We start from the raw sequence: 15,596 nt of genomic DNA on the forward strand, positions 1-15,596 counted from the left end.
AAGCACTGATCCCAAAGCCCCCCTTAGCAGAATCAAAAAGCACTGATCCCAAAGCCCCCCTTAGCAGAATCAAAAGCACTGATCCCAAAGCCGCCCGAGCAGAATCAAATGGCACTGATTCCATACGCCTCCGGGTAGAAGCAAAAGCCAAAGCCCACTGCGGCTTATCACCCACCCGCTTTGACCCGCTCAAACAGCTTGGCCAGTTCGTCGTTGCTCGGAATCGGCTTGGTCAGCACGGTGTCGCGCAGCATGGTTTCAGGGTCGTTGGGCAATGACAGTTCTTCGAGCTTGGCCGGCGGTATCTTTTTGAATGCCGCTTCGCTGGCGCTGCCGTAACCGTATTCGTTGATCAGACTGGCACCGGAATCGGCGTTCAGGCGCGCATTGATGAAGTCATACGCCAGGTCCACATGCTTGGCGTCCTTGAGCAACACCATGCCGCAGACCCAGGTCAACATGCCCTCTTTGGGCTTCATGAACGCTACCGGCACGTTCTGCTTTTTCAGGGCCGTGGCCGATGCGTTCCAGGCCATCGCCGCCACCAGTTCGCCGCTGGCCAGGCTCTGTTCCACCGAAGTCATGTCAGTGGTGTATGAAGACATCAGCGGCCGCTGCTGCCGCAGCATTGCGCCGACTTTGTCCAGCTGCGCCTGATCCATCTTCTTGAACGGATCGACCCCAGCCAGCAATGCCGCCACGAGCGGCGTGTCGTGGACCGCGTCGATGGTCGCCATCTTGCCGGCGTAAGGTGAGGCCGGATCAAAGAACATCTTCCAGCTGGCGTCCGGGTTTTTCACCAGATCGGTGCGGTACAGAATCGAAGTGTTACCCCAGTCCCACGGCACCATCCACACCTTGCCGTCGGCATCGACGATGCCCGGCAGCTTCTGCAGAACCGGGAACACCTGATCCCAATTCTTCAGGCGTTTGGGGTCCAACGGCTGGATCAGCCCCGCTTGCTTCCAGCGATCGAGCTTGTCGTAGCAAGGGTGCGCCAGATCAGGATGAAAACCGGCACGGGCTTTGGACAGCGCGTCGTCATCGTCGCCAAACACCGAAATATCCACCTGCCCCGGATGGGCCTTTTCAAAGTCGCCATGAAACTGCGGCAACTCGTAACCGGACCAGGTGAAGTACGTCAGCTTGCCGCTGTCGGCGGCCTGCGCGCCCTGTTGCAAAAGGGTAAAACCCAGCGCGAACGCGCCTAACCCAAGCGCCCAGGAACGTGTATCGGTCATGCGGATTTTCATGAGACCTCCGAGCTATTTCGTAATGGAATTGGCAGAGGAACGCGTGCCACGACGCCGAAAATGCTCGGCCAGCGCGGCGAGAATCACGGAGACCACGAGGATCACCGTGCCGAGCGCCATGACGCTCGGCAGTTGCTTGGGAAAGCGCAGTTGACTCCAGATATAAATGGGCAGGGTCGGTTCGGTGCCGACGAGAAAGAACGCGACGATGAACTCGTCGAAGGAGGTGATGAACGCGAGCATGAACGCCGAAATCAGCCCCGGCAGTGCCAGCGGCAAGGCCACGCGACGAAACGTGGTCCATTCGTCTGCGCCCAGATCCATCGCCGCATCTTCCAGACTGCGGGGGAACGCCGCGAAACGGCTGCGCATCACCACCACGGTGGTCGGCAGGCAAAAACACACATGGCCTATCACGATCGAGCCCAATGACGGGCCGGGACCGATCAGGTTGACACCCACCAACAACGCGATGCCCAAGACGACGCCGGGTAACAGGATCGGCAAACGCGCCAACAGCGAAATGCTCCGGGCCAGCGGTGTGCTGCGGCGCAGATCAGCGTAGGCAATCAGGCACCCCGCTGCTGTGGCGATGGCCGCTGCAATGCTCGCCACCATGAGACTGTTGAGCGCGGCGTTGCGCAGTCGCGGGTCGTCGAGCAGGCTTTGATACCACTGCAGGGTGAAGCCCTTGAGCGGAAACGCCGGGGCAATCGAATCGTTGAACGAGAACACCGGGATCAGCAGCGTCGGCAGGTATAAAAACACCAGGTATGCCGCCACGTACGCCAGCAGCCAGTGCCGGTTCAGGTAGCGAGTCATGTGCGGGTGCTCCAGCGAGTGATGAGCCAGCGCGTCGCAATGACCACGATGGCAATCGCGATCATGCTGATCACCGCCAGCGCAGCACCGGCAGGCCAGTCATTGGCCTTGCCGAACTGCGCCTGAATCAGCGTGCCGATCATCGAACTGTTGGGGCCACCGACCAGTGCGGGGGTCACGTAATCGCCCACGGTGGGGACAAACACCACCAACGCCGCCGATAAAATCCCCGGCACTGACAGCGGCAGCACCACCCGCAGAAAACCCTGATACGGCTTGGCGCCGAGGTCGGCGGCGGCTTCGAACAGATTCTTCGGCAGGCCCTGCAGGCAGATGTACAGCGGCAGCACAGCAAATGCGGCGTAGGCATGGGCCAGGGTGACCACTACGGTGGCTGGCGTATTGAGCAGGCCGGTCAACGGCGCGTCGGTGATACCCAGCATCATCAACGCCGAGTTGAGCACGCCGTTGTAGGCGAGCACGATTTTCCAGGCAAACACCCGCAGCAGGTAGCTGGTCCAGAACGGCAGCGTCACCAGAAATAGCAGCAGATGACGCCAGCGCCCTGCCCGGAATGCCAAGTAATACGCCACCGGAAAAGCCAGCGTGACTGTCGCGATCGTGACGATCGCCGAAAGGATGATTGAGCGCAGCAGCACCAGTCGGGTCAGCGGATCGGTCAGCGCCGAAGACAGATTGTCCAGCGTGAAGGCCGAACCGACGATCTCCCCGTCGTTGACCCGCACGCTCATGTACAGCAGCAACCCCAGGGCAAACAGAATCAGCGTGCAGGTGATCAGGCCGCCGGGCAGGTTCAATAGCCCGTCAAACAGTCGGGCTCTGGAACGACGTGGCTCGACGATGGAGGGTTCTATGGCGACTGCGGTCGAGGCGTTGGGGTGGGTCTGGCTCATCGTTTCGCCCCTCTGGCCCTTCGCTCGATCAAGTCCTGCATACGCATGACATTGGCAGCGACCCGCGCGACATTGCGATGCAGGGGCGCTGCGGGCATGGCCTTGAAAGGCGTGACCGGATAAACGCTTTCGGCGGCGGGCAGGCCTTGGACGAGATCGGCGACCAATGCGCCCATCCGCGTTGCCATCGCCACCCCCCGACCGTAATAACCCAAGGCGACGGTCAAGCCCGGTTCCGGCTGGCTGAGGATCGGGATTCCGGCAGACGGCACCGCGACCCGACCGCACCAGCAATGGGTCAGCGGCGTTTGCTCAAGCATCGGGTAGATGTCGAGCATTTCCCGGCGAACCCGCGCCAGGTCATTGAGGTTTAACGCGTCGCGGAACGGGCCTCGGGTGCCGAGCACAAAACGGCCGTCCTGGGTTTTGCGAAAGTAGCGCAATACCCGGTAGGTGTCAGATACCGGCAATCCACCGGGTAAGACCAAGTCCTGTAGTGCTGACGGCAGTGGCGCTGTTGCCGCCTGCAAACTCCACAGCGTGACGTAGGTATGAGGCAGCGCTGGCAACAACGGCGAGGAATAGGCGTTGGTGGCGATGACCACCTGATCGGCCTGAATCTCGCCGTTGGCAGTGGTGACCGTCCAGCCGCCATCAGTCCGTTTTAGTTGCAACGCGGCGCAGCGTTCAAAAATCTTCACCCCGCGTTGACGGGCGACCGCCGCCAGGCCGTGGATGTATTGATAGGGCTGTAATTGGCCAGCGCGCTCGTCAAGCAGCCCGCCGTGGTAGATCGAGGTGCCGAGCAGATTCGCCGCCTGGTTTTTGTCGATCATCCGCACCGCTGCGTTGCGCGCTTGCCACTGACCCGCCCGGGCGTTCAGAGAGAGCAAGGCCTTCTCGTTATGCGCCGCTTGAATCCAGCCGTCCTGACGCGCACCGCAGTCGATGCCCAGACGCTCGATCAGCCTGAATACATAGTCCGCCGCGCCGCCCGCCAAATTCGCCAAAGGTTCACCGCGTGCTTCACCGAAGCGTTCGATCAATTCATCGGGGTTGAGCTTGAGACCGGGAATGACCTGACCGCCGTTGCGACCGGAAGCGCCATCACCGATGTTCAGCGCATCCATGACGATCACCTCCCCCTCTTCGGTGGAGCGCGATGTCAAGGCCAGAACGGTGGACAGCCCGGTGTAACCCGCGCCGATGACCACACAACGCGCTCGTGAAGGAAGCCGTGAGGTGAACACCGGTACCTGGGAGCGCTCCTGCCAAAGACAGCTGAATACATCCGACGATGATTTCAAGATCCACCCGTATCGATGATCGATATGGATGTAGGTATAAACGATATTTTCATTGGCGCAATGTTCAGACAGGGAATGCGTCGTTCCCGGAATGATTCGGTCGTAAATGATGGAGGAGGTATCGCTGATCGATAGGGTTTTCGCCAAGAACCCGGTACATCCGACGCCAGTTCAGCGCCGGGCAGTCATCATTCGCGGACAGGTCCGCTCCCACGGATTCTGCCCATGCGCGATTCGGTGGCCGCTCCCACCCTGGATCTGCGGCGCTGCGGCTTTGGCAATCCAGGTCCGAAGGCAGACCGCAGATTGACGAAGCCACTTCGCCATGCTCTCCTACACGCCTTGTTACGGGTGCCCTTCACAGGGTGAAACGGGAAACCGGTGCGTGTCGTCCCAAAGGCGATGCAAGTCCGGCGCTGCCCCCGCAACGGTAAGCGAGTGAAGAGTCAGATCCACTGTGTCTGTCATGGCTGTAAAGCGTGAGATATGGGAAGGCGATTCTTGATGGCGGAACGCATTGCGCGTTTAGCCCCTCGCAAGCCCGGAGACCGGCCCGCAACTGACACATAACAAACCCGCGGTGGGCGGGCGCTGTTGAGTCTCTGCTGACGCCTGTCAGCGGGTTTCATTGCGCTTTCCTGCTCGCTGAAAATTCAGAGGGACGCGCCATGTCGATCAGCACTACCAGCCCAACCACCACTTCCAGCACCACCGTCACGCAGACCCAACGCCTGACCGCCGCCGTCAGCGCGATGGTCCTCGGCGCCTGTCTGGTCTACTTCGCCGGCTTCTCGCACATCGATGCAGTCCATAACGCCGCGCACGACACACGTCACAGCTCTGCCTTCCCTTGCCATTGAGATCTGCCGCCATGTTCAAGCGTATCGCTCAAACGGCTGGCTTCACCGGGCTGCTCGCCGCTCTGCTGCTGACACTGCTGCAAAGCTTCTGGGTGGCACCGCTGATTCTGCAGGCGGAAACCTACGAGAAGGCTCCGGCCACACACGCCGAAGCTCAGCCCCACGAACATGCCGCAGGCGCCATGGCTGCCCACGAGCATGACGCCCAGGCCTGGGAGCCGGAAGACGGTTGGCAGCGTGTGCTGTCCACCACCGGCGGCAATCTGGTGGTCGCGGTCGGTTTCGCGTTAATGCTTGCGGCGCTGTATACCCTTCGGGCACCGAGCAGCACTGCTGAGGGCGCCCTTTGGGGGCTGGCCGGTTTTGCTGTGTTCGTACTGGCGCCGACCCTTGGCCTGCCACCGGAATTGCCGGGCACCGCCGCTGCCGACCTGACCCAGCGTCAGTTCTGGTGGATCGGCACTGCCGCCTCGACTGCGGTCGCGCTGGCTTTGCTGGTGTTCGGGCGTCACTGGGCACTCAAGATTCTGGCCGTCGCGATTCTGGTCGTGCCCCATGTGATCGGCGCACCGCAGCCGGCAGTGCACGCCAGCCTGGCGCCGGAAGCACTGGCGTCGCAGTTCAAAATCGCCTCGCTGCTGACTAACGCCGTGTTCTGGATCGCCATGGGCGTGATCAGCGCCTGGCTGTTCCGCCGCAATAATCCTGAACTGCATACGTCAGGCCTGCCGCACGCGGCATGAGTCAATCGAGCACTCGGCCGACCCTGGTGGTCGGCCTGGGCTGCCGCCGAGGTTGTTCGGTGGAGTCGTTACTGGCCCTTATCGGCCAGAGCCTTGCGCTAGAGGGGCTGGCGCTAAGTGATGTAACCGCCCTCGCCTCCCTTGATCTCAAGGCTTCGGAGCCCGGGTTACTGGCGTTGAGTGAACGGCTGGACGTGCCGCTGGTGTTTTTCAGCGCAGATGATTTGAGCGCGTTCGAAGGACAGTTGAGCCATCGATCCCAAGTCTCGTCTGCCGCTACCGGGTGCTATGGCGTGGCGGAAAGTGCAGCGCTGGCGTTGGCTGCGCAGTTGCTGGCCACCCCATCCCATTTGCTCATCACACGCCGCAAAAACAGCCACGCCACCTTCGCCTTGGCCGGACACCTGTAGGAGCGCGCTTGCCCGCGATTACGGCGTAACAGGCAACACATCGTTGGCAGACAGTCCGTAATCGCGGGCAAGCGCGCTCCTACCGCTAAAGGAACCCATCATGACCATTTTTTTCATCGGCGCAGGCCCCGGCGATCCGGAGCTGATCACCGTCAAGGGTCAACGTCTGATCCGCAGTTGCCCGGTCATCATCTATGCAGGCTCCCTGGTCCCCGAAGCGGTGCTTGAAGGGCATCAGGCGGTGCAGGTGACCAACAGCGCCGAATTGCATCTGGAGCAGATCATCGCCTTGATGAAATCTGCTCATGAACAAGGCCAGGATGTGGCCCGGGTTCACTCCGGAGACCCTAGCCTGTATGGCGCCATCGGCGAGCAGATTCGTTGCCTGCGCGAGCTGAATATCCCCTTCGAAATCATCCCCGGCGTGACCGCGACCGCTGCCTGCGCCGCCCTGTTAGGCACTGAGCTGACACTTCCAGACATTTCGCAAAGCGTGATCCTGACTCGCTACGCCGACAAAACGTCGATGCCCGAGGGCGAAGCGCTTAGCGATCTGGCGCAGCACCGGGCCACCATGGCCATTCATTTGGGCGTGAACAATCTGGGCAAAATCGTCGCCGAACTGGCCCCGCATTACGGCGCCGATTGCCCGATTGCCGTTGTCCATCGTGCCAGCTGGCCGGATCAGGATTGGGTGGTGGGCACGCTCGCGGACATCGAAGCGAAGGTGCAGGAGAAAGGTTTTCGGCGTACGGCGTTGATTCTGGTAGGTCGTGTGCTGGGCAATGACGTATTCAGCGAATCATCGCTGTACCGCGCCGGGCATGCGCATGTGTTCAGGCCGTGACTTGGCGTTACTGACTTGTAGGAGCGCGCTTGCCCGCGAAAGAGTCGGGTCAGATATTCCCGTGTTTGGTGACACTACGCAATCGCGGGCAAGCGCGCTCCTACAAAACCTCGCATCCACAAAAAAGCCCCGAACCAGTCGGGGCTTCTTGTTGAAGCGCACACTACTCAGTAGTAAGCGTTTTCTTTTTGCGTGTGGTCGGTCACATCGCGTACAGCGGTCAGCTCGGGAATGCGTTCTAGCAAAGTGCGCTCGATGCCTTCCTTGAGCGTGACGTCGGCCTGACCACAACCCTGGCAACCGCCGCCAAATTGCAGCACGGCAATGTTGGCGTCGTCTTCTTCGACCACGTCGATCAGGCTGACCTGACCGCCATGGCTGGCGAGACCTGGGTTGATCTCGGTTTGCAGGTAGTAATTGATGCGCTCGTTGATCGGGCTTTCAGCGTTGACCATCGGGACTTTGGCGTTTGGCGCCTTGATGGTCAGCTGACCGCCCATACGGTCGGTGGCGTAATCGACAACGGCGTCATCGAGAAACGCTTCACTGAAGGAGTCGATCCAGGCAGTGAAGCTTTTCAGGCCGATGGCCTTGTCTTCGGATTTCTCTTCGCCTGGCTTGCAGTAAGCAATGCAGGTTTCAGCGTATTGGGTGCCAGGCTGGGTAATAAACACGCGGATGCCGATGCCCGGCGTGTTCTGCTTTTCCAGCAGGTCGGCCAAATAATCGTGGGCGGCATCAGTAATAGTAATAGCGGTCATGAAAATTCCTCGCAGACGTGGCCGGAGTTTACGCCAATCCCAGGCAACTGACAAAGTCCTAGCGTGCTACTCGGGTAATAAGCTGGGCTTTTCCTACTCACGAAAGCGCAGCGTCCTTCGCCAGCCGACGATTATCCAGCCAGCCCTTCATGCGGCGATACAAACCCTTCTCAATAACCTCGTAGCTGGCCCATGCACCTAGAGCGATGACCGGCACGCACACGGCGAACACCGCGTAAGGATTGAAGCCATACCGCTCGGTCAGCAACCATCCGCCGTACAGCACCAACACATGCAGCAAATACACCGAGTACGAGCAGTCGCCCATGGTTTTCAGGAAGCGGTTACCGCGCAAATACGGTTCAAGCGAAATGCACGCCACCACGATCACTGCGCTTGGCAGCCCCCAATTAATGATCCGCGTACTTGGCTCCAGTTCGTTGATGGTGAACAGCGCACCTGCGATGGCCAGCAGCGGCAGCCACAACCGCTGACTGATCCAGCCACGGCGATAAATCATGCCGATGCCGATACCCAGCAGGAACTCATACACGATGTCGTTGGCGTAGAAGCGGCTGATCAATCCGGAGCGCCCCAGCACATCGCTGACGGCAAACAGCGCGGCGGCGATGATCAACGGACGATGGCGCTGCTGAAACAGGAAGACCATGGAAAAGAGCACGTAGAACAGCATTTCGTAGTTCAGGGTCCAGCCGACGTTCAAAGTGGGGTACAGCCCGTAGCCGCCAGGATTTTCCGACGGGATGAACAGCAGCGAGAGCATGAAGCTCTGCCAGTCGACTACTTGATGCGGCAGCAACGGGCTGGCGACCAGTACCAACAGGCCCATGACCACGGTGTACAGCCAGTAGGCGGGAACGATACGGATGATGCGGTTGAGCATGAAACGGCCAACGGGCATGTCTTTGTCGAGGGTCGACAGGTAAATGACCAGCCCGCTGATGACGAAGAAGATGTCGACACCGACGGCGCCCTTGGAGGTGAAGAACTCCCCCAGTGGGCCGCTTGGGTGGAAGTCGAAAAAAATCTGCATGAAGTGATGACACACAACGGCCCACGCGGCGAGTGCCCGCAGGGCTTGAACCGAAATCAACATCGCTAACCTCTTGTTACCTACGCTGGAAACCACGACCCAAGACCCACAGAGTGAGGGAAATTTCAGGACGACTCGCAGGTTCGGACTGCCATAGGTTTGAAAAGGTTCGCGTGGTCTGACGGGGTGTCTAATGGCGGCAGGCCATGTTTTATAAGGGTTCTCTGCCCTTACCTAGTACCTGTAGGAGCGCGCTTGCCCGCGAAGGCTTCGTCATTACCCGCAAATTAATTAGCTGATACAAACCATTCGCGGGCAAGCGCGCTCCTACAAAAAAGGCAACACAAATCAGTCCTCTCCTATCAAAGATTCTCATACCGATTCATATCCAGCACCCCGGCTTCCTGCGGCTCGGTCTCCTGGATGTAACGTTCCAGATCGTGAAAGTAGGTCCAGAACAGCGGGTGACTGCGCCGCACACCCCAGCGCTCGACAATCTTTTCGAACGCCTCTTTATGCCGAGCCTGTTCCATGGCGTCGACAAACGCCGCCACTTCGTTGGACGGTACGTTGAACATGAAGTTCGGATAACTGCTGAGCACACCCGGATAGATCGTCAGCGTGTCCAGCCCCGGTTGATAGCGGTACGCCTCGCCCATCAAAAACGCCACATTACTGTGAGCGCGGTTGCGCAGCAGGCTGTAAGCGATGCGTTTGCCGCTGCCGTCCTGAATCCGCAGCATGGTCGCTTCAGGCAAGTAATCAATGACTTTCAAACCGGCTGCCGGACGCGACGTCAAGCGACTCAGACTTTGCTCGACGTCACTGAATACCGGGCCAATCCCCTGCCGGGAACAGTAGGCGCCGCTGCAACGGTTGATAGGATCGGGCGCCACGTTGAGCGTCCCGGCGCGTTCGATCAGCTTGCGCTCGAAGTCGCGTTTCGGGTCTTTCTCATCGAGTTTGATCCCGGTGGGCGTGTCGTCATCGATGCTCTGGTAATCCAGCCACATCTTCACTTTGCCGCCGTTCTGGTACCAGTCACCCAGAATCTGGTCGCGCTTGTCCGCCGGCATCAGGCGCAGGAAATTGACCTCGGCGCCATTGCGGATCAGGTCGAAATACAGGCGCGTCTGCACCTGATGGGACACGTTGCCATAGACGTCAAAGTTGACCGCCAACTGGTAATACGTGCGCTCGATCAGCGGAAAATCGAATAACCACACCGAATTTGGCAAATCGCCAATCAGGCCCTTGTTCACCGAAGCGCTGTCGAAGTGACGGAAGACAGTCAGCAGCGCGTTGTCATTCCCCGCCCACAGCGTGGCCCAACCCGGTGGCGGCATCTCGGCGTAAGCTTCACTGCGCAGATCTTCATATTCATTGCGCTTGTCGCGGTAGTCGTGCCACAGGGTCAGCACACTGCCGACATTATCGTCCTGCCCTGGCATGGCCAGCAGCGGCGTGGCCTTTGCCCGATAGGCAGCATCGGTGATGTAGCGGTCGTGGGCCGGTTCCTGGAACAACGCCCAAAAGTGGTCGCGAATCACGTCCGTGGCAATCTGCCCCCGACACACCGGGCCGCGAATAAAAGTGCGCACGAAGAACTCGGCGTTATCGAGCATGAATTGATAACGCGCAACCGCCGGGATCTCCTTGAACGTGTCGAACGGGTTGGCGCGACGTTGCGGGCCATACCCAGGCAGCGAATCGGCATGCCAGTTGCCGCTGTAGAACAACTGCATCACCCGCGCCAGCTTCTGCGGCCCCATGGGATAGGTGATATGAGTCTTGTGCACGATCACCCCCTGCACCGGCATCAAACGGTAGAAAAACTCCGAACCGGGATCATCATCCGGCCGGCGCGTGGCGATCAGATCAACCGGCTGGCCACTTGGCGTACGCGAGCGCACCCACTGGAAGAAATGCCCGGCCTCACCGCCCTCAAAATAAATGTGCGCAAGAAACAAGTGCTCGTACAGCCAGCGACCGACCAGGGCTTCCGTGGAGCCGGGACGGTTGAGCAGCGCTTCCCATTGCGCGATTTGCGTGGCTTCGCCGGGGCTCGGCTGAACCGGCATCTGATCAATCGGCGCACCGGCGGTCAGCCACTGCTGCAGGGTCTGGTACTGCACATCGGTCAGCCCGGTAACGGCCAGCGGCATGCCCTCTTTGGGGTGGGCCTGTTTATAGCCATCGAACTCAGCGGGCATCGGGCACATGTTCTCCCGGTTCAGGCCCAACACGATGTCATCTGGCAGCTTGGCATTGGGCACCAGCGGCGCGCTACGACCCAATTCCAGCATCCGCGCCATTAATGCCGCCTGATTGCTCTGACCGTCGAGGACCGAATAGAAGCCCTTGCGGCGCCACGCGTCTAGGCCCTCGGCGTCATAGAAAATCCGCGTTGGCGCGATGGCCTGACTGCGGTCACCCTGATAGACCGGCACTTTTGACGCGCCGCGCATCGCACCTTCGGCGCTGCCGAGATTGAGCTGGCACGCAGCGTCATTACAGGCGTGGCAAGCGACGCATTTCTCGGTAAAGATCGGCTGGATATCACGGCTATAGGAAATAGCGGGATGCGCGTCGGGCGTCTGGGCGTAGGCCACGCCGCCGCTGAACAGCAATGTGAACACAAGAACCATGGAAACGGTGAACAAGCGTTGCAACATGGAACGTGCGTCCTGAAATTAAAAACGGGGTGATTCTACCTGTGGCAAGCGGCCACCAACATGAGCAGAATTCATGTAAATCCGCGGGCGGTTTAAATCGGCGCAGGTTTGCTATCATTTCGCGCTTCTCGTTACCGCTTATTTCCAGCTTTTCTTCATCCGGGTAGACCTATGTCAGATCGCAGCGCGCGTCTTCAAGCACTCCAGCAGGCTCTCAAAGAGCGGATTCTGATCCTCGACGGCGGCATGGGCACGATGATCCAGAGCTATCGGCTGGAGGAAGAAGACTACCGTGGCAAACGCTTTGCCGACTGGCCGAGCGATATCAAAGGTAACAACGACCTGCTGATCCTGACGCGCCCGGACGTGATTGGGGCCATCGAGAAGGAATACCTCGACGCTGGCGCCGACATCCTTGAAACCAATACTTTCAACGCCACCCAGGTGTCCCAGGCCGACTACGGCATGGAAGCGCTGGTGTATGAGCTGAACGTCGAAGGCGCGCGCCTGGCCCGTAAAGTGGCCGATGCCAAAACCCTTGAAACGCCCGACAAACCGCGCTTTGTCGCCGGCGTGCTGGGCCCCACCAGTCGCACGTGCTCGCTGTCGCCGGACGTCAACAACCCCGGTTATCGCAACGTCACCTTTGATGAGCTGGTCGAGAACTACACCGAAGCCACCAAAGGCCTGATTGAAGGCGGCGCCGACCTGATCCTGATCGAGACCATCTTCGACACGCTCAATGCCAAAGCAGCGATTTTCGCCGTGCAGGGTGTGTTCGACGAGTTGGGCTTCGAGCTGCCGATCATGATTTCCGGCACCATCACCGACGCCTCAGGCCGCACGCTGTCCGGGCAGACCACCGAAGCGTTCTGGAACTCGGTGAGTCACGCCAAACCGATTTCCGTCGGCCTGAACTGCGCCTTGGGCGCCAGCGAATTGCGCCCGTATCTGGAAGAGCTGTCGAACAAGGCCAGCACCCACATTTCCGCCCACCCAAACGCCGGTCTGCCCAATGAATTCGGCGAGTACGACGAGGCGCCGAACCAGACCGCCGCCGTGATCGAGGAATTCGCCCAAAGCGGCTTCCTCAATATCGTCGGCGGCTGCTGCGGCACAACGCCTGCGCACATCAAAGCTATCGCCAACGCGGTAAAAGGCTATGCGCCGCGGGTGATTCCGGACATCCCGAAGGCCTGTCGCCTGTCGGGTCTGGAACCGTTCACCATCGATCGCAGCTCGCTGTTCATTAACGTCGGTGAGCGCACCAACATTACCGGTTCCGCCCGTTTCGCCCGTCTGATCCGCGAGGACAACTACACCGAAGCCCTGGAAGTCGCCCTGCAGCAGGTGGAAGCCGGTGCTCAGGTGATCGACATCAACATGGACGAAGGCATGCTGGATTCGAAGAAGGCCATGGTGACCTTCCTCAACCTGATTGCCGGCGAACCGGACATTTCCCGGGTGCCGATCATGATCGACTCCTCGAAATGGGAAGTGATCGAAGCCGGCCTCAAGTGCATCCAGGGCAAGGGCATCGTCAACTCGATCAGCATGAAAGAAGGCGTCGAGCAGTTCATCCATCACGCCAAACTGTGCAAGCGCTACGGCGCGGCCGTGGTGGTGATGGCCTTCGATGAACAGGGCCAGGCCGACACCGAGGCGCGCAAGAAAGAAATCTGCAAACGCTCCTACGACATTCTGGTCAACGAAGTGGGCTTCCCGCCGGAAGACATCATTTTCGACCCGAACATCTTCGCCATCGCCACCGGCATCGAAGAGCACAACAACTACGCAGTCGATTTCATCAACGCCTGCGCCTACATCCGCGATCACCTGCCCCACGCGCTGACGTCGGGTGGCGTGTCTAACGTGTCGTTCTCGTTCCGTGGCAACAACCCGGTGCGCGAGGCGATCCACTCGGTGTTTCTGCTGTATGCAATCCGCAACGGCCTGAGCATGGGCATCGTCAATGCCGGGCAGCTGGAGATTTACGACCAGATTCCGACCGAACTGCGTGACGCCGTGGAAGACGTGGTGCTCAACCGCACGCCGGAAGGCACCGAAGCGCTGTTGGCCATCGCCGACAAGTACAAGGGCGACGGCAGCGTCAAGGAAGCAGAAACCGAAGAGTGGCGCGGCTGGGAGGTCAACAAGCGCCTCGAACACGCGCTGGTCAAGGGCATTACCACGCACATCGTCGAGGACACCGAGGAATCGCGGTTGACCTTCAAGCGCCCGATCGAAGTGATCGAAGGCCCGCTGATGTCGGGCATGAACATCGTCGGCGACCTGTTCGGTTCGGGGAAGATGTTCCTGCCTCAGGTGGTGAAATCCGCCCGCGTAATGAAGCAGGCCGTTGCGCACTTGATCCCGTTCATCGAAGAAGAGAAAGGCGACAAGCCTGAAGCCAAGGGCAAGATCCTCATGGCCACGGTCAAGGGCGACGTGCATGACATCGGCAAGAACATCGTCGGCGTGGTGCTGGGCTGTAACGGCTACGACATCGTTGACCTGGGCGTGATGGTGCCTGCGGAGAAGATCCTGCAAGTAGCCAAGGAGCAGAAGTGCGACATCATCGGGCTCTCTGGCCTGATCACCCCGTCGCTGGATGAGATGGTGCACGTGGCGCGCGAGATGCAGCGTCAGGATTTCCATCTGCCGCTGATGATCGGTGGCGCCACCACCTCCAAAGCGCACACGGCGGTGAAGATCGAGCCCAAGTACAGCAACGACGCGGTGATCTACGTCACCGACGCTTCCCGCGCAGTGGGCGTGGCGACGCAGTTGCTTTCCAAAGAATTGAAGCCAGCGTTCATCGAAAAGACTCGTCTGGAATACGTCGAAGTGCGCGAACGCACTTCGGCCCGCAGCGCCCGTACCGAGCGTTTGAGCTACGGCGCGGCGATTGCCAAAAAGCCGCAGTTCGATTGGGCAGGTTACACGCCGGTCAAGCCGACGTTCACTGGCGCCAAGGTGCTGGAAGACATCGACCTGAACGTGTTGGCCGAATACATCGACTGGACGCCGTTCTTTATTTCCTGGGACCTGGCCGGTAAATACCCGCGCATTCTGACTGACGAGGTGGTGGGTGAAGCCGCCACTTCACTGTTCAACGACGCGCAGGAGCTGCTGCGCAAGCTGATCGACGAAAAGCTGATTCGCGCCCGCGCGGTGTTCGGTTTCTGGCCGACCAATCAGGTGGACAACGACGACCTGGAAGTCTACGGCGACGACGGCGAGCCGCTGACGAAACTCCATCACTTGCGCCAGCAGATCATCAAGACCGACGGCAAGCCGAACTTCTCGCTGGCCGACTTCGTCGCACCTAAAAACAGCGGCGTGACTGATTACATCGGTGGTTTCATCACCACCGCCGGGATCGGCGCTGAAGAGGTGTCGAAGGCCTATCAGGACGCAGGCGACGACTACAACGCGATCATGGTCAAGGCACTCGCCGACCGTCTGGCCGAAGCCTGTGCGGAATGGCTGCACCAGCAAGTGCGTAAAGAGCATTGGGGTTACGCCCAGGATGAGACGCTGGACAACGATGACCTGATCAAAGAGAAATACCTGGGCATCCGCCCTGCTCCCGGCTACCCGGCGTGCCCGGATCACACGGAGAAGGCGCAACTGTTCGATCTGCTCGACCCGACCCAGGGCGACGGCAAGCCGGGCGTCAGCGGCGTTTTCCTGACCGAGCACTACGCGATGTTCCCGGCGGCGGCTGTCAGCGGCTGGTACTTCGCTCATCCACTAGCGCAGTATTTTGCCGTGGGCAAGGTCGACAAGGATCAGGTCGAAAGCTACAACGCCCGCAAACAACAAGAGATGCGCGTGACCGAACGCTGGCTGGCGCCGAATCTTGGGTATGACGAGTAAGTGCTCGTCCAGGTTTTTATGATCTGCGGCATGCCAACGATCCTGTAGGAGCCAACTTGTTGGCGAGC

At 59.8% G+C, this 15,596-nt stretch carries 12 protein-coding genes and 1 riboswitch; of the genes, 5 read left to right on the forward strand and 7 right to left on the reverse strand.

What is annotated here, in order from left to right:
* Positions 1–167: 167 nt before the first annotated feature.
* Genes ACWKV9_RS10020 through ACWKV9_RS10035 form a run of 4 tightly spaced genes read right to left on the reverse strand, consistent with a single transcriptional unit; the run spans position 168 to position 4,203 of the window.
* Complete coding sequence (locus ACWKV9_RS10020; RefSeq protein ID WP_483835938.1) at positions 168–1,241, reverse strand: ABC transporter substrate-binding protein; 1,074 nt, start codon at positions 1,239–1,241, stop codon at positions 168–170.
* Positions 1,242–1,265: 24 nt separating this feature from the next.
* Positions 1,266–2,075 (reverse strand): ABC transporter permease, encoded by an 810-nt coding sequence (locus tag ACWKV9_RS10025; RefSeq protein WP_483835939.1) that lies wholly within the window; start codon positions 2,073–2,075, stop codon positions 1,266–1,268.
* Positions 2,072–2,989, reverse strand: coding sequence for an ABC transporter permease (locus ACWKV9_RS10030; protein WP_483835940.1), 918 nt, complete (start codon positions 2,987–2,989; stop codon positions 2,072–2,074). Before ACWKV9_RS10030 ends, ACWKV9_RS10025 begins: the two co-directional genes overlap by 4 nt.
* Complete coding sequence (locus tag ACWKV9_RS10035; RefSeq protein WP_483835941.1) at positions 2,986–4,203, reverse strand: NAD(P)/FAD-dependent oxidoreductase; 1,218 nt, start codon at positions 4,201–4,203, stop codon at positions 2,986–2,988. The genes ACWKV9_RS10030 and ACWKV9_RS10035 overlap by 4 nt, the downstream gene beginning before the upstream one ends.
* 425 nt (positions 4,204–4,628) lie before the next feature.
* Positions 4,629–4,867, forward strand: a riboswitch (cobalamin riboswitch).
* Between the two features lie 97 nt (positions 4,868–4,964).
* Between ACWKV9_RS10035 and ACWKV9_RS10040 the strand changes: the two genes are divergently transcribed.
* From ACWKV9_RS10040 to cobM, 4 genes are all read left to right on the forward strand, one after another.
* The gene (locus tag ACWKV9_RS10040; RefSeq protein ID WP_483835942.1) at positions 4,965–5,156 is read left to right on the forward strand and encodes a CbtB domain-containing protein; all 192 of its coding nucleotides are present in this window, start codon (positions 4,965–4,967) and stop codon (positions 5,154–5,156) included.
* Between the two features lie 11 nt (positions 5,157–5,167).
* On the forward strand, positions 5,168–5,899 hold the full coding sequence (locus ACWKV9_RS10045) for a CbtA family protein (protein ID WP_483835943.1): 732 nt from the start codon (positions 5,168–5,170) through the stop codon (positions 5,897–5,899).
* Positions 5,896–6,309, forward strand: a complete 414-nt coding sequence (locus ACWKV9_RS10050) for a cobalamin biosynthesis protein (protein WP_483835944.1) — start codon at positions 5,896–5,898, stop codon at positions 6,307–6,309. Before ACWKV9_RS10045 ends, ACWKV9_RS10050 begins: the two co-directional genes overlap by 4 nt.
* A gap of 100 nt (positions 6,310–6,409) precedes the next feature.
* Complete coding sequence (gene cobM, locus ACWKV9_RS10055) at positions 6,410–7,156, forward strand: precorrin-4 C(11)-methyltransferase (RefSeq protein ID WP_483835945.1); 747 nt, start codon at positions 6,410–6,412, stop codon at positions 7,154–7,156.
* Between the two features lie 167 nt (positions 7,157–7,323).
* On the opposite strand, the gene nfuA is transcribed toward cobM, so the two are convergent.
* The 3 genes from nfuA to ACWKV9_RS10070 all read right to left on the reverse strand — a co-directional run bounded on the left by nfuA (position 7,324) and on the right by ACWKV9_RS10070 (position 11,646).
* Positions 7,324–7,917: a Fe-S biogenesis protein NfuA gene (gene nfuA / locus ACWKV9_RS10060; RefSeq protein WP_483835946.1), complete on the reverse strand. Its 594-nt coding sequence runs from the start codon at positions 7,915–7,917 to the stop codon at positions 7,324–7,326.
* A gap of 97 nt (positions 7,918–8,014) precedes the next feature.
* On the reverse strand, positions 8,015–9,034 hold the full coding sequence (locus ACWKV9_RS10065; RefSeq protein ID WP_483835947.1) for an acyltransferase family protein: 1,020 nt from the start codon (positions 9,032–9,034) through the stop codon (positions 8,015–8,017).
* A 299-nt stretch (positions 9,035–9,333) separates the two neighbouring features.
* On the reverse strand, positions 9,334–11,646 hold the full coding sequence (locus tag ACWKV9_RS10070; RefSeq protein WP_483835948.1) for a fatty acid cis/trans isomerase: 2,313 nt from the start codon (positions 11,644–11,646) through the stop codon (positions 9,334–9,336).
* Positions 11,647–11,817: 171 nt separating this feature from the next.
* Here ACWKV9_RS10070 and metH point away from each other — a divergent pair, with 171 nt between their 5' ends.
* Positions 11,818–15,528: a methionine synthase gene (gene metH / locus ACWKV9_RS10075; protein ID WP_483835949.1), complete on the forward strand. Its 3,711-nt coding sequence runs from the start codon at positions 11,818–11,820 to the stop codon at positions 15,526–15,528.
* Positions 15,529–15,596 lie beyond the last annotated feature (68 nt).

It is taken from the genome of Pseudomonas corni (assembly GCF_057128765.1).